The following is a 14,710-nucleotide window of genomic DNA, read 5'->3' on the forward strand; positions in this document are numbered from 1 at the left end:
CCGGCCCGCCCCCGCCTGCCACCCACCGACCAGCGGAAGCTGAGGCTGCCATGGACAACCGACCGACATCGCCCCTCTCCGCACGCGCCCGGCAGAAGGTCATGGTCGTCGGCGCGGGAATCGCCGGACTGTCGGCCGCCTTCCGGCTGCAGCAGTCCGGATACGACGTCACGGTGCTCGAACGCAGCGCCCACGTGGGCGGCCGGATGTGGACCGAGGAGATCGACGGCTTCCGCGTCGACACCGGCGCGGCCCTGCTGCCCGACAGCTATCGCCAGATGCGTCGTCTCATCCGCGACGCCGGCCTGACCGGCGAGGTCGTACCCTCCGGCGACATCTACGGCTTCCTCCGCGACGGGAAAGTACACCGCTTCGGCACACACATACCCCTGGACCTGCTCACCACCGGTCTGCTGTCGCCCCGCAGCAAGATGAGACTGCTCCGGCTCGCCGCCGACACCCGCCGCCTGCGCGACCGCATCACCTTCCGAGACTTGACCACCGCGCCCGAGGCGGACGAGTCCTGCATCGCCTACACCGACCGGCGGCTGAACCAGGAGCTCTTCGACTACCTGATCGAGCCTCTGAGCACCAACTACTACTTCGCGCCCCCCGAAGAGCTGTCCATGACCCACGTGTACCTCGCCGCTAGCTCGGCCCTGGGCACCGGCTACTTCAACTCCCCCCAAGGCATGGCCTTCCTCCCCCGCGGACTGGCCAGGCACCTCGACATCCGCCACAACACCACCGTCCTCTCGGTCCAGGAGAACGACGACCACGTCACCGTCCGCCACACTGACCCCACGGGCGGCGAACGCCAGCAGACCGCGGCCGCCTGCGTCATCGCCGTTCCCGGGCCCCAGGTCGCCGGCATCTGGCCCGACCTGCCCGCCCCCATGGGCGCCTTCCTGTCCCGGCTGCGCTACTCCACCTGCCTGCACGTCTCCTTCGGCCTGACCACCCGCCCCCCGGAAACCAGCATGTGGATCTTCGTCCCCCGGCGGGAACACCCCGGCGGCCTCGGCCTGTGCCTCGACCACAACCGCGCCCCTGGCCGAGCCCCCGACGGCAAGGCACTGATCACCCTGTACTGGCCGACACAGCAGAGCGAGAGCCTGTACGACCTGCCCGACCAGGACATCACCGCACGGGCCCTGCACGACCTCGACCAACTCGGTCTCTTCTCCGGGCTGGCCCGGCAGATCGAGATGACCAGCGTCTCCCGCTGCCGCCCCTGCGTGCCCCTCACCCACCCCGGCAGCATCGCCGAACTCCGCAACGGCCTGCGCAGCCTCGACCACACCTCCCGCATCGCACTCGCCGGTGACTACTACTCCTTCGGCAGCGGGCCGAGCGGGAACGTTGGGAGCGGCGGTACGCAGAGGAGCAGGCGGAACTGGAGGAACTGCGCATGTCGGCGGGCGTGACCGCGCACCGGGTCGCCCCGGGCCGGGGCCGCGTCGACAACGAGAAGATGGGCTACGGCCACCGGGCGGGCCGGGTGCAGAACCAGATCTCCCGCCGGGTGCGCAACGCCACCCGGCGGCTGGAGGAGCTGGACGCGCCCAGGTGCCCGAGCCGCCGCGTCCACTGCGGTTCGCCGCCGCTGACCTGGCGGCCCGGTCGGAGGAGGGCCCGCGGCCGCTGGTGGCCCTGCGCGACGTGCGAGTCCCGGGCCGGCTGGCACTGGACGGGCTGGAGGTGGCGGCGACCGACCGGTTGTTGGTCACGGGCGGCAACGGGGCGGGCAAGTCGACCCTGCTCGGTGTGCTCGCCGAGCGTCTCCCGGTCGAGGGCGAGGTGAGCAGGCGGCACGGGCTGACGGTGGGGATGCTCGCCCAGGACACCGTGTTCGGCCGTCCCGAACGCACCGTCCGCGACACCTACGAGCTGTCGGTGGGCAGGGCGAGGGCCGAGCGGGTGCCGCTGGTCTCGCTCGGGCTGATGCACGAGGCGGATCTCGGCAAGCCGGTCGGACACCTGTCCGTGGGGCAGCGCCGCCGGCTGGCGCTGGCGCTGCTCGTGGCGCGCCCGCCCCAGTTGCTGTTGCTCGACGAGCCGACCAACCACCTCTCCCCCCGCCTGTGCGACGAGCTGGAGGAGGCGCTGGGCACCGGACCCGGCGCGATCGTGGTCGCCAGCCACGATCGGTGGCTGCGCCGCCGCTGGCAGGGCCGCGAGGTCCGGCTGGAGCCGGTCCGCGACCCCCGGGCGAAGACGGTGCCGGCCCGGCCCTGATGCGGATGCGGATGACTGTCGCGCCGCGGGCAGGCGGTGTCCGGGGCCGGGTCAGTCGTGTGTGCTCAGGGTGTCGTGCTCACCGCCGCGATCACCGACCTGCTCCAGGCCGGCACGGCGGCAGGCCTGCTGCGCGCGGACATCGAGCCGGACGACGCCTTCTTCAGCCTCAGCGGCCTCTCCCTCGCCGCCACAACCCCGGAACACCACACCCGGATGACACGCCTGCTCGACCTCCTGATGGACGGCCTGCGCCACCAGGCCCCCTCGGGCACACCGGCCGACTGACACCGAGCAGCCGGACAAGGGTCGACGCAGGCTCCCGCCCCAGAGACACAAGGATGCGCGGACGCCGGCGGTCCATCGTGGGAACGCCTCGGCAGGTCACGGCGCGGCGCCGGAAGGGGGCCCGTCGGACAGCCGGTTCGGCGATCGCGTCGATGACGGAGGACCCCGAGGCGGGAAGCCTGGACCGGTGCCACGCCTCCACGGGGAAGGCGACGGCCACCAGAGAACGGAACAGCCACAGCGGGCGCGCTTGTTCGGCTCGGAGGTGTCCTCCATGGCCCCCGATGACGGCCTCACGCCGGCGGCGATCGTGAAGACCGAGCCGGTGGCGGTTGACGCACGGCGTCCGCGTCGGCCCGCCCCGGCAGGACCGACTGGTTACTCGGGGGTATGCACAGGACGAGTCTTGCTATAAAGTTCGTCAACAAGAGGCTGTTACCGGCAGTAATGGGCAGCCGAGAACGAGGCACCCCCGGACCCGACTCTAGGAGTCCCGACATGGCCCTCAGCAGGACCAAGAGCCGTACGCCCGACGACGGCATCGCGCGGCGCCTGCTCGACTCGTCCGCGCAGCTCTCGTACGACCCGCTCACCGAGGTCGACTGGGAGACGCCGCTCGACAAGGACTTCCACGGCGCCAGCCCCGAGTGGAGCACGCTCTACGGGACGGCGTACTGGAACGAGATGAGCGAGGCCCAGCGCAAGGCGCTGACGCGGCAGGAGGCCGCATCGGTCGCGAGCACCGGCATCTGGTTCGAGATGATCCTGCAGCAGATGGTGCTGCGGGACATCTACGCCAAGGACCCGACCAGCGACACCTTCCAGTGGGCGCTCACCGAGATCGCCGACGAGTGCCGTCACTCGATCATGTTCGCCCGCGGTGCGAAGAAGCTCGGGGCTCCGGCGTACCGGCCGCACCGGATCGCCGTCGAACTCGGCAGGCTCTTCAAGACCGTCGCGTTCGGCGAGGCCGCCTACGCGGCGATCCTGGTGGCCGAGGAGGTCCTCGACGTCATGCAGCGCGACTGGATGCGCGACGAACGGGTCGTACCGTTCGTCCGGACCATCAACAACATCCATGTCGTCGAGGAATCGCGGCACATGAAGTTCGCCCGCGAGGAGACCCGCAGGCACCTCGCCCGTGCCGGACGCACCCGCCGCCGGATCCAGGCACTCCTGATCGCCGTGGCCGCCTACGTCATCGTCACCAGCATGGTGAACCGCGAGGTCTACGCGAACGCGGGCCTGGACGAGGAGCGCGCCCTCCGCGAGGCGAAGGCCAACGAGCACCACAAGTCGATGATGCGGTCGAGCTGTTCGGGCCTCATGGAGTTCCTGACCTCGGTCGGCCTGCTCACCAAGCCCGCGCTGTTCTTCTACCAGCGCGCCCACCTCATCTGACACCCGGAGCCGAGCGCACGCCATGGCCTTCGCGATCACCCAGACCTGCTGCAACGACGCCACCTGCGTGTCCGTCTGCCCGGTCAACTGCATCCGCCCCACGCCCGAGGAGCAGGCCTTCGGCAGCACCGAGATGCTGCACATCGACCCGGAGACCTGCATCGACTGCGGTGCCTGCGCCGACGCGTGCCCGGTGGACGCCATCTTCCCGGTCGACAGCCTGCCCGCCGGTCAGCGGGAGTACGCCGACATGAACGCGGCCTACTTCGCACGGACGGAAGCGGAGGCGCAGGACACGGGAGACAGGTCCGGGCCGAACTTCCATCCCTGGGGCGAGCCGGTCTTCGACCGGGTCCTGCCCCCGGACTTCGGGCCGCTGAGGGTCGCGATCGTGGGCACCGGGCCGGCGGGGATGTACGCCGCGGAGGACCTGCTGCTGCACACCCGGGCCGAGGTGACGCTCATCGACCGGCTCCCGACCGCCGGTGGCCTGATCCGCTACGGGGTCGCCCCGGACCATCCGGCGACCAAGAAGATCGGCGACACGTTCGCCCGCTTCCTCACCCACCCGCGCGTGCGCCTGCACCTCGGTCTCGACGTGGGCCGGGACATCACGCCCGAGGAGGTAGCGGCCCATCATGACGCGGTCGTCTACGCCGTGGGCGCCGCCGCCGACCGACGGCTCGGCATACCCGGCGAGGACCGGGTGGGCAGCCTGTCCGCGACCGACTTCGTCGCCTGGTACAACGGGCACCCGGACGTCGCGCCGGACGCCGTCGACCTCTCGACCGAGCGCGTCCTCGTGGTCGGCAACGGCAACGTCGCCCTCGACGTCGCCCGTCTTCTGGTCTCCGACCCGGAGACCCTGGCCGGCACGGAGATCGCGCGGCACGCACTGGCGGAGCTGCGCCGCAGCAAGGTGCGCGAGGTGGTGCTGCTCGGGCGGCGCGGTCCGGACGACGCGGCGTACACCCGGCCCGAGTTGCTGGCCCTGAAACACCTACCCGAGGTGGACCTGGTCGTGGACGACCACGATCCCCGCATCGGCGCGGTGATCGACGGCTCCCGGCCGAACGGCAAGGCGGCGGTGCTGCGGGACGTGGCGCGGGAGGCCGTCGACTGGTCCGTCCCACCGGACACCTCGGTGCGGCGGCGCATCGTGCTCCGCTTCCTGTCCACGCCGCTGGAGATGTGCGGCGACGCGGACCTGCGCGCCGTGCGCGCCACCGACGGGGACGGTGAGCTGCTGATCCCGGCCGGCCTGGCACTGCGGGCGATCGGCTACCGCGGAGTGCCGCAGACGGGACTGCCCTACGACGAGGCCACCGGGACGGTGCCGCACGAGCACGGGCGGGTGACCGGGACGGCCGGCGCCTACGTGGTGGGCTGGATCAAACGCGGGCCCTCCGGAGGCATCGGAGCCAACCGCGTCTGCGCGGCGGAAACGGTCGGGACCCTGCTGGCCGACGCGGTCGCGGGAACACTGCCCGCGCCGACCGCCGGACCCAAGCGCTTCCACCGCCTCGCCCGGCGCCGGAGCCGCCGCTGACCCGGCCCGGGAGGCCCAGCCGCTCCACGACCGCCGGTTCGCGGCGTCTCCGGCGAGATGTCCGCGTCTCATAGGATCGCCGGCATGGCTCTGCGACCCGTTCACGTGAACATCAAGGCCGTCGACCACTCGGCGGTCGGGCGGTTCTGGGCGGAGGCCCTCGGCTGGGCTGCCTACAGCCCGGGCGCGACCACCTATGTCGGACCCGGCGGCGGCCTCGTGTGGCCGGACCCGGTCGCCGTCGGCATCGATGTCGTCCCCGTCCCGGAAGCCAAGGCCAGGACGAAGAACCGTGTGCACCTCGACCTGGCCACCACCTCCGCGACCCACCAGGCGGAGTTGATCGCCCGCCTCCTGGCTCGCGGCGCGACACCCGCTCAGGTGGGCCAGGGCGAGGTGCCCTGGGCGGTCCTCGCCGATCCCGAGGGCAACGAGTTCTGCGTGCTGGAGCCTCGGGAGGTCTACCGGGACACCGGACCGATCGCCGCGGTGGTGGTGGACTGCGAGGATCCACGGGTCATGGCCCGGTTCTGGGGCGAGGCGGTGGACTGGACCCTGCACGAGGTGACGGAGGAACGTGCGGTGCTGCGCTCCGCCAAGGGTGTCGGCCCGTATCTCGAGTTCCTCCGCACACCCGACGTGAGGACGGTGCCGGACCGCCTCCACCTCGACCTGCTGCCGTATGCCGGTGACGACCCAGCAGCCGAGGCGGCCCGCCTGCGGACGCTGGGAGCCACCGACCTCGACGTCGGACAGGGCGACGTCCCGTGGACGTGCCTGGTCGACCCGGAGGGCCACGAGTTCTGCGTTCTCGCACCGCCGGACTGACGGTGGGTCCACCGCTCGGCCACCGGTGTCACCTCAGCTGGTCGAATGCCAGGTCGGCGTCGGCCACGGCCTCGGGGTGGACGTCGGCGGCGGCCCGACCCTCGGCGATCCTCTGCCAGTTGGTCCGGGCGAGCACCCGCTGGACCGCGAGGACCTGGGCGGCTCGGAGACGGGCCTGGACGCCCGCCCCGAGGGCGTCCGCCAGCGTCTCCTCGTCCTCGAGCTGGTACCGCGCGAGCCGCCCGGCCAGGCTCGGCGTGGTGAACACCAGGCGGTGGAACGCCACCACCTCGGGATGGTCGTTGAGGCCGGTGACGGGGTCGTTGCGATCGAGTCCGGCGCGGAAGTGCCGGTGCAGCGCCGTCACCGGGTCGGTGCCGGGTCCGCGGTCACCTACGACGCGTGCCGCCTCGCCCTGGTGGTCCGAGAACCGGTGCAGGACCAGGTCTTCCTTGGTGGGGAAGTACCGGAAGAGCGTCGGCTTGGAGATCTCGGCCGCGGCGGCGATGTCGTTGACCGAGACCTGCTCGAAGCCGCGCTCCAGGAACAGGGCCACTGCCGCGTCGCCGATGGCGTCGCGTGTCCGCTCCTTCTTACGGGCTCGCAGCCCCACCGGCTCGCTCATCTGACCAGGGTAACCTATGTGACCGAGTTGCTTATTTAACCTAGTAACGCTTTCATGGTTGCATGACCCGAACAGACATCTCCCCCGTGCTCGTCACCGGCGCAACGGGACGGATCGGCCGCGTCGTCGTCGACCTGCTCCTCGACGCGGGTGTACCGGTGCGCGCCCTCACCCGTGACTCCGAGGCGGCGGCGCTGCCCGCGAAGGCCGAGGTCTTCACCGGCGACCTCACCGTGCCCGAGTCGCTCGATCCGGCGTTGAGCGGTGCCGGTGCGGTCTTCCTCGTCTGGACCGCTCCACGCGAGACAGCCGGGGCAGTCGTCGAGCGACTCTCGGGCCATGTGCGGCGGGTCGTCCTCCTCTCCTCCCCGCACCGGACGCCGCACCCCTTCTTCCAGCAGCCCAACCCGACGGCGCGGTTGCACGCCGACCTCGAGCGCCTCGTCACGGCCACCGGCCTCGACACGACGGTCATCCGGCCCGGAATGCTCGCATCGAACGCGTTGGCCTGGTGGGCGCCCGCGATCCGGGCCGGTCAGGTCGTCCGGTGGCCTCACGGCGCCGCCGAGACGGCACCGGTCGACGACCGCGACGTGGCAGCCGTCGCGGCACGGACCCTCCGTCATGACGGACACGTCGGAGGCGACTACGTGCTCACCGGCCCCGAGTCGCTGACCCAGGCCGCGCAGGTGGAGGCCATCGGTCACGCCCTCGGGCGACAGATCGCGTTCGAGGAGATGACACCGGCCGAGTTCCGGATCCTCGCGAAGGGCACGCCCCGCTCGACCGTCGACATGTTGCTCGCCGCGTGGAGCGCGGCGGTCGGGCGGCCCGCGTACGTCACCACCACGGTCGCCGACGTCCTCGGGACCGCGCCGCGCACCCTTCACCAGTGGGCCGCCGATCACGCCCCCGCGTTCGCGGAGGGCCCGTGACCTCCTCGGCCGCGCCCCGCGACGACTTCACCGTAGGTGTCGCGGCCGCCGGTTCCCGGCGTCCGCCGCGCGACCCGGGCGCGCCGAAGCCGCCGCGACGGGAGCGGCGTCGAGTGGACGAGGCCGTCAGGCTGCTGTGCTGTCGCGCAGCAGGGCCAGTTGGTACTCGACGGCGGCGGTGATCCGGTCCTCGTCGTCCGTGGCGAGGAGGTCGAGCAGGGCGCCCCGCAGGACAGCCAAGGCCAGGGTGCGGCGGGCGGCGCCGGGCTCGCTGTCGCGTTCGGCCGGCGGCTGGAAGCCGGCCAGAACGCCTAGCCAGTCCTCCACCGTCGCCCGGGCGAACCCGGCCCACACCCCGTCGGGCTGGGCCAGGGAGCGCGTGTACGCCTCGGCCCACAGCCGCAGCAGTGGCCGGTGCTCCTTCGCGGCGAGCCACGTCCAGACCCGCTCGACGGCGGGCACGAGACCGTCCGGGCGCTCGGGCTGCCGGGCGTGGTCCAGGAGCGCCAGCTCGTCGGCCCGGGCGCGCGCCAGCAACGCCCGCAGCAGGCCGTCCTTGCTCTCGAAGAGGAAGAGCAGGACCCGTGGGCTGGAGCCGATGGCCTCGGCCAGCGGGCGCAGCGACAGGTCGGACAGGCCGTGGGCGAGCGCGTACCGGTAGGCCGCTTCCAGCAGCTCGCGGTGGCGTGCGGAGGGGGTTGGCGCTTCCTGCGACATGCGGCTAGCCTAACTGAAACAACTGTTTCAGTGAACAGCACGCCCACGGGCCAGGAGAGCAGCCCATGTCTCGGCAAGATCAGACGACCGTCGTCCTACGCCGTGCCGACCGTCCCGGCGACCTGGGATGGGTGGTGATGGCCCACGGTGAGGCCTACGACCAGCAGTTCGGCTGGAACACCGACTTCGAGGCCCTGGTCGCGAAGATCGTCGCCGACTACGGCGCCAAGCACGATCCGGCCCGTGAGGCGGGCTGGATCGCCGAGGTCGACGGTCGGCGCGTGGGGTGCGTCTTCCTGGTCTCGGGCGACCAGCCGAAGGTGGCGAAGCTGCGGATCCTGCTCGTCACGCCGGAGGGCAGAGGGCTTCGCCTCGGGACACGCCTGGTCGAGCGGTGCCTCGCCTTCGCCCGTGAGGCCGGCTACGAGCAGGTCACGCTGTGGACCAACGACGTGCTCACGGCCGCACGCAGGATCTACCAGGGCTTCGGCTTCACCCTCGTGGACGAGGAGCGCCACCACAGCTACGGCCACGACCTCGTCGGCCAGAACTGGACCCTGGACCTGCGCACCGGGACGGAGGACGACGGGAACGCGGAGAACTGAGCGGTGCCGGGTCGTCGAGTCCTCCTCGCCCCGGCACCGGACGAGGGTGCCACCCGGCTGCCGGCCTGCCGCGGGGGGGCGCGACCGGCACGGCACCCGCGGGAGCGACGCCGCCCACCGGGGGCGAGTGCTCCCGCCGACGCGTCGACCCGGTCAGCCGGCCTCGTCCGCGGGGCCCGGGCGGTCCGCCCCGGTGGCCGTGGCGAGGTCCGCGGCGAGCGCGTGCAGCCACACCTCCAGATCGACCAGGAGGGACCACGCCCCGGGCGTCATGGCGGACGGGGGGACGGACGGCAGCGGCGCGAGCCGGACCCTCACTCCCCCGCGGGGCAGTTCCGCCGCTCTCAGGCCGGCGGCCGCCACCTGCCGCGCGGCCGTGTCCATCCACTGCCGGGCTACGGGAGGGAGGGCAGGGGCGCCCTGCGCGGGCGGCAGCCAGTAGGCGCCGGTGAGCACACGGGAGCCGTAGTTGAGGGCGGCGAGCCAGTCGGGGCCGTCGTCGTCCGCACGGAGGGCGGGCTCCGTGCGGAACTGGGCGTATGCCGCCTCCGCGATGCGCAGCCGGTGCAGCGCGGGCCACGAGGAGCCGGCCGTGGGCCTCCCGGACGTGTCGGTCCGTGGGCCGGCGCCGTGGCCGGCCGCCGCGTCGGCGGTGTCCCGCACCACGGGCGCGGTGGCCCGCAGCAGCGCCGCCACGCTGCGCCGCATCTCGGTGCGCGCGCCGGCCGGCCACGCGAGGAGCCCGCACACCAGCCCGATCGCGCTGCCGGTCAGCACGTCCACCAGCCGTGCCTCCTCCAGCCGCCAGGTCACGGGGGCGATCTGGGCGAACGCCGTCGACACCACCAGCGTGAACAGCCCCTGCGCCCACGCCGGGCCGCCGGCGGGTCCCACGGAGAAGGCGAGCACCATCATCGGCACCAAGAGACCGGCGTAGACCGCGGTCGCGTCACCCGCCCCGATGATGAGCGCGCCCGCCAGCACGGCGCCGAACAGGGTCCCGGTGGCAGCCGCCCGTACGGCCGACCAGGTGCCGACCGCCGTCGTGCGCGCCAGGGTGAGCACGCTCAGCAGCACCCAGAAGCCGTGCGACAGGTCGAGCGACCCGGCCACCAGACGGGCGAGGGCGAGCCCCAGCGCCGTACGGACCGCGTTCTGGAACACGACGGATCGCGGCGTGAGGTTGCCGCGCACCCGCACGAGCCACAGACGCGCCGTCGACAACCCCGCGTACCAGAACTGCTCGTGGGGCAGCCCGGGCACCGCGCGGTCGCCACCCGCCGCGAGGCCCGCCGCCGTGCGCGCGGTCACCGTCGACACCGCCGCCGTCAGCAGCGTCGACCTGCGCCGCAGAAGCTCATGAGGACGATCACGGCTTGCCGTGGCAGGGTCACTGCGCTCGTCCAGGAACCGCGCCGTCATCTCCTCGATCAGCTCCGCACCGCCGGCCGGGCGATCACCGCGCAGGATGCCCGCGGTCTCCTCGCACGTCGCCGCAAGGCCGTGCAACAGAGCTTGCGAGGCCGTGTCGGCCGGAGCGGGCGGGAGTTCGCCCAACGCGGCCAACTGGTCCAGCAGCCGCCGGGTGGCGGAACCGGCATGGGCCAGCGCCCGGTCGGTCCGGCCGGCGCCGGTCGGCCGGCCGCCGTGCGGTTGGCACGAGAAGCGCAGCTCCCGCCCGGTCGTCCGCAGTCGCCGGATCGTCTCGCTGTCGACGGGGTCCGCCCGCCGCGTCAGTCGCGCCGCGTGGGCCGCCAGGTCGAGGGCGTCCGCGACCCGCCAGGCGTACGACGGCCGTCGTGGGGAGGGGAACAGCAGGAGTTCGCCCAGGAACAGTGCCGTGGCGCCCCATGCCAGTCCGCCGAGCCGTTCGGGCAGGGTGGCGGGGGCGTACGGCGGGAAGCAGGCCAGGATGTAGCAGAGCTGGAGCCCGGGGGCGACGCCGGCGAGCCGCGGGGCGCAGACCGCACCGAACGTCAGGACGAGAGCGACGAGGAGCATGCCGAGGGCCGCTGTCCAGGTCGTCATCGCGAGGACGGTGCCCAGCGCGATCGTGGCGGCGGCAGCCGGCGCGGCACGCAGCACGCTGCCCGCGCGATGGCGGCCCGAACCCGGCAGGGGGGACAGGACGGCGAAGGCGATGGGGGTGAACAGGGCGTACAGCGCGAGGACCGGCCGGTCCAGGAGGTACGCCGCGGGGTAGAAACCGGCGGCCGAGGCGACGGACACCCGGACCGCGCGTCCACCGCCACCGAAGGACGCGGCGGGCGACGGCAGTCTCGGCATCGGCACCCTTTCGCGGCGGATTCCCGGCGATTTCCGGGCGGTCGAGCGGCGCCGGATCCTCGGCCGCGGGGTCCCGCGGCCGACACATCATGCCGAACCACCCGACCCGGGGGCGGCCGCCGCACCCGCGGGGCGGACCCGCTCCCCCGACCGGCGCAGCGGACACCGGTTCGTGTGACCCAGCCGTCGACGACGCGCAGCATCGCGTCGTTGGCGCCGGTCGCGGAGTTCTCGGTGAGGTGGTACGACCCGACAGTCGACGCCCGCACCGACCAGGACGTCCCGGCCGGCGCCCTGCTGGACGATGACCTTGACGTCGCACCCGAGTCCCTCGAGCCGGTTCAACTGCGCGACGACGCCCTGGGAGTACGCGCTGGAGTCGAGCAGACCGGCCTCCAGCCGGACGCGGTCGTTGCCGTCCGCGCAGGCGCTGACGTCGGGTCAGCAGCAGGGACAGGGCGAGCAGCAGAAGCACCCAGAGCGAACGTCTGTGTGGCGCCCGCGAGTTGGGGTTCCCTTGGTGATCATAGAAGTGGCACGGAAGAGACCGCCGCGGCTCACCGACGCGGACCGGCCCGCACCCCCAGCGGGGTGCGGGCCGGCGTCGGCGTTTCCGGCGCGTGCGGTCACCTGCGCCGGCAGCACTTCACCTCAGCGAGCGGAAGAGGTCACCCACCGGGCCGGATGCGGCCGCGCCAAGCGCCGGTCTCTCCGCCGCGGCCCTCGATGTACTCCTTGAAGCGCTGCATGTCGCCCTTCACCCGCCGGTCGATCACACCCAGCATGTCACCGGTCTTCTCCGCCACACCGGTGGGCTCGACGTCCATGACGAGCTCGACCCGGGTGTGCGTGTCGTCCAGGCGCTGGAAGCTGACGGTGCCCTTCTGCTTCGTGTCCCCCGTGGTGGTGCGCCACGTGATGCGCTCGTCGGGAAGCTGGTCGACGATCTCGGTGTCGAACTCGCGCTTCACCCCGCTGACCTTGGTGGTCCAGTGGCTACGGCGGTCGTCGAGCTGCCTGATCTCCTCGACACCCTCCATGAAGTGCGGGAACTCCTCGAACTGTGTCCACTGGTTGTAGGCGGTGTGCACCGGAACCTCGACGTCCACGGCTTCCTTGACCATGCTCATTCGGGAACCTCCCTCTCTGCTCAACTCGTCACGGCCAAGGCCGGCAACCAGCCTGTGGCCTTGGCACGCAGAGCGAGTACCCGAGGATCACGTGCCTAACGTCCGTCTTCGACGCGGCTCGACCGCGTCGGCTCCTCACCCTGGCGGCCCTCTCGCCGCGCACCGGGGGGCGGTGACCGTCGCCGTGGCCCGGCCGGAAGCCGGTCCGGGCAGCCGGCCTGGACAGCCGGCCTGGACAGCCGGTCTCGGCAGCCGCGGACGGACGTTGACGCGCAGCGGACCGATAGACCGCATTCCACCGATTGTCATCGCTTCGAGGTAAGCACCCCGTCCCCCTGGTGGATGAGGCCAGTTCACCCGCGAGCTTCGCCGTGTGGACGGATCACCGTGATCCCGCCCGCTCGTTGCCCACCCCTCGCTGTCTCCCGGTCGCTGCACCCGTGTGCGCCGGACGACCCACCGCGCTGGGAGAAGGCCCGCCGATGTCCGTCGACAGCGTCCCGGAAGCTCGGACCACACACCCCGGGCGCCGCAGCAGTCCCTGAGCACCGCAGCCGCCCGCAACCTCGCCACCACCACCAAGTCCGCGCCGCAGATGCAGGGGATCACCCGCCACGGTCCGGGTGATCCCCCGGGAACTCACCGAGCTGGCCGTCCTGCGCGGATTCGAGGACGTCGACGTGCTCACCGCCCTCGCCGACCGCTGCACGCAGCGTGACTTCGCGGCGGGAGAGGTCCTCGTCGAGCGGGGCGGCCCCGCCGACCGGATCCACGCGGGGGCCGGGTCCTCCCAGGCACCCGGCCCCCGCGACGGGCGGGACGTCGGCAGACCGCCTCCCGCGGCTCACGCCTCTTCGCGCAGGCCCCAGGGGGACCCGTACTCGGTGAGCAGGTCCAGGAACGGGCGGGCCGGCAGGGCCTCGGGGCCGAGGACGCCTCGGCCGGACCAGACGCCGGTGGCGAGCAGTTCGAGGGCGACCACCGGGTTGATCGCCGTCTGCCAGACCACGGCCTGCGCACCGTACTCGCGCATCGACCACTGGTTGTCGACGACGTGGTACAGGTACACCTCGCGCCGCCGGCCGTCCTTGGACCCGGTCACCCAGGTGCCGGCGCAGGTCTTGCCGGTCATCCGGTCGCCGAGGGTCGCCGGGTCCGGAAGGCACGCGGCCACCACGTCGCGCGGGGAGACCCGCACCGGTCCGTCCTCGCCCGGCACGGTGACCTTGGCGGTCGAGTCCAGGCCCAGCTCGTGGAGCGTCTTGAGCCGGGCGATGAAGTCGTCGCCCAGGCCGTACTTGAACGTGACGCGCCGGGCGTCCACCCAGCGCGGGATCAGCAGGACCTCCTCGTGCTCCACGTTGACGCACTCGACCGGCCCGATCCCCTCGGGGAAGTCGAACACCTCCGGCTCGCTGAACGGCGCGGTGGTGAACCAGCCGCGCTCCTTCTCGTAGACCACGGGCGGGTTCAGGCACTCCTCGATCGTGGTCCAGATGCTGAAGGAGGGGGCGAACTCGTAGCCCTCGACCGTGAGGTCGGCGCCGTCACGGACGCCGATCTCGTCGATCTCGTCGAAGAGCTCGTCGGCGGCGTAGCGGGCGAAGACGTCGGAGAGGCCCGGTTCCACGCCCATGCCCACCAGGGCCAGGCGTCCCGACGCGGCCCAGCGCTCGCCCAGCTCGAACTGCGCGTCGCCGAGCTTCACCCCGCACTCCTCGTACGGCCGTGAGGTGTGCGGAGCGGACAGCGACATCGCCATGTCGACATAGTCCGCTCCCGCGGCCAGGGCGGCCCGGAACAGCGGCATCACGAAACGCGGATCGGTCGCGTTCAGCAGGACGTCGCACCGGTGCGCGGTGAGGGTCCGGCGGACCGCCTCCTCGTCGGAGGCGTCCAGGCGCAGCGCGCTGAACCGGTCCTCCTGCCCCGGCAGTGCCTCGACCGCCGCCTGTGCACGGGAGAGGTCGTAGTCGGCCACGACCATGTGCGTCAGGAATTCCCTGCGGGCCGCGATCCGGGTGACGGCGCCGCCGACACCGCCCGCGCCGACGAGAAGCACTCGCATGACTGACACCTTTCGTACCGGAGGCGGTCGCCTCCGTAGT

At 72.4% G+C, this 14,710-nt stretch carries 12 protein-coding genes and 2 pseudogenes; 9 read left to right on the forward strand and 5 right to left on the reverse strand.

The features are described from left to right. Window positions 1-50 precede the first annotated feature (50 nt). The 6 genes and pseudogenes from ACZ6EG_RS05655 (at window position 51) to ACZ6EG_RS05680 (ending at window position 6,304) form a co-directional block, all read left to right on the forward strand. Window positions 51-1,427: a protoporphyrinogen/coproporphyrinogen oxidase gene (locus ACZ6EG_RS05655; RefSeq protein WP_469601864.1), complete on the forward strand. Its 1,377-nt coding sequence runs from the start codon at window positions 51-53 to the stop codon at window positions 1,425-1,427. Continuing rightward, window positions 1,334-2,238, forward strand: a pseudogene (locus ACZ6EG_RS05660) (ATP-binding cassette domain-containing protein); the annotation flags it as partial. The gene ACZ6EG_RS05655 and the pseudogene ACZ6EG_RS05660, both read left to right, overlap by 94 nt. 75 nt (window positions 2,239-2,313) lie before the next feature. Next, window positions 2,314-2,526 carry an SbtR family transcriptional regulator gene (locus ACZ6EG_RS05665; RefSeq protein ID WP_391968766.1) on the forward strand — a complete coding sequence of 71 codons (213 nt, stop codon included), beginning with the start codon at window positions 2,314-2,316 and terminating at the stop codon, window positions 2,524-2,526. 498 nt (window positions 2,527-3,024) lie between these two features. Next, window positions 3,025-3,927: an AurF N-oxygenase family protein gene (locus ACZ6EG_RS05670; RefSeq protein ID WP_356610015.1), complete on the forward strand. Its 903-nt coding sequence runs from the start codon at window positions 3,025-3,027 to the stop codon at window positions 3,925-3,927. A gap of 22 nt (window positions 3,928-3,949) precedes the next feature. Further along, entirely contained in the window at window positions 3,950-5,476 is a 1,527-nt protein-coding gene (locus ACZ6EG_RS05675) for an FAD-dependent oxidoreductase (RefSeq protein ID WP_469601868.1), read from the forward strand. Between the two features lie 84 nt (window positions 5,477-5,560). Continuing rightward, complete coding sequence (locus tag ACZ6EG_RS05680) at window positions 5,561-6,304, forward strand: VOC family protein (protein ID WP_391968768.1); 744 nt, start codon at window positions 5,561-5,563, stop codon at window positions 6,302-6,304. Between the two features lie 28 nt (window positions 6,305-6,332). On the opposite strand, the gene ACZ6EG_RS05685 is transcribed toward ACZ6EG_RS05680, so the two are convergent. Continuing rightward, entirely contained in the window at window positions 6,333-6,929 is a 597-nt protein-coding gene (locus ACZ6EG_RS05685) for a TetR/AcrR family transcriptional regulator (RefSeq protein WP_391968769.1), read from the reverse strand. A gap of 62 nt (window positions 6,930-6,991) precedes the next feature. Here ACZ6EG_RS05685 and ACZ6EG_RS05690 point away from each other — a divergent pair, with 62 nt between their 5' ends. Beyond that, a complete protein-coding gene (locus tag ACZ6EG_RS05690) occupies window positions 6,992-7,864 on the forward strand; it encodes an NAD(P)H-binding protein (RefSeq protein ID WP_469601873.1) in 873 nt (290 codons plus the stop codon). A 126-nt stretch (window positions 7,865-7,990) separates the two neighbouring features. Here the strand turns inward: ACZ6EG_RS05690 and ACZ6EG_RS05695 are convergent, their stop codons facing one another. Next, window positions 7,991-8,581 carry a TetR family transcriptional regulator gene (locus ACZ6EG_RS05695; RefSeq protein WP_391968771.1) on the reverse strand — a complete coding sequence of 197 codons (591 nt, stop codon included), beginning with the start codon at window positions 8,579-8,581 and terminating at the stop codon, window positions 7,991-7,993. A 65-nt stretch (window positions 8,582-8,646) separates the two neighbouring features. On the opposite strand from ACZ6EG_RS05695, the gene ACZ6EG_RS05700 reads away from it, so the two are divergent. Continuing rightward, window positions 8,647-9,186 carry a GNAT family N-acetyltransferase gene (locus ACZ6EG_RS05700; RefSeq protein WP_391968772.1) on the forward strand — a complete coding sequence of 180 codons (540 nt, stop codon included), beginning with the start codon at window positions 8,647-8,649 and terminating at the stop codon, window positions 9,184-9,186. Window positions 9,187-9,339: 153 nt separating this feature from the next. On the opposite strand, the gene ACZ6EG_RS05705 is transcribed toward ACZ6EG_RS05700, so the two are convergent. Both ACZ6EG_RS05705 and ACZ6EG_RS05710 read right to left on the reverse strand, forming a co-directional pair. Further along, complete coding sequence (locus ACZ6EG_RS05705; protein ID WP_469601877.1) at window positions 9,340-11,472, reverse strand: FUSC family protein; 2,133 nt, start codon at window positions 11,470-11,472, stop codon at window positions 9,340-9,342. Window positions 11,473-12,140: 668 nt separating this feature from the next. Further along, complete coding sequence (locus tag ACZ6EG_RS05710) at window positions 12,141-12,602, reverse strand: SRPBCC family protein (protein ID WP_391968774.1); 462 nt, start codon at window positions 12,600-12,602, stop codon at window positions 12,141-12,143. A gap of 482 nt (window positions 12,603-13,084) precedes the next feature. Between ACZ6EG_RS05710 and ACZ6EG_RS05715 the strand changes: the two are divergent. Further along, a pseudogene (locus ACZ6EG_RS05715) lies at window positions 13,085-13,375 on the forward strand (Crp/Fnr family transcriptional regulator); the annotation flags it as partial. Window positions 13,376-13,446: 71 nt separating this feature from the next. Here ACZ6EG_RS05715 and ACZ6EG_RS05720 read toward each other — a convergent pair. Then, window positions 13,447-14,670: a saccharopine dehydrogenase family protein gene (locus tag ACZ6EG_RS05720; RefSeq protein WP_391968775.1), complete on the reverse strand. Its 1,224-nt coding sequence runs from the start codon at window positions 14,668-14,670 to the stop codon at window positions 13,447-13,449. Window positions 14,671-14,710: the final 40 nt, after the last annotated feature.

The organism is Streptomyces sp. NPDC041968, assembly GCF_055589025.1.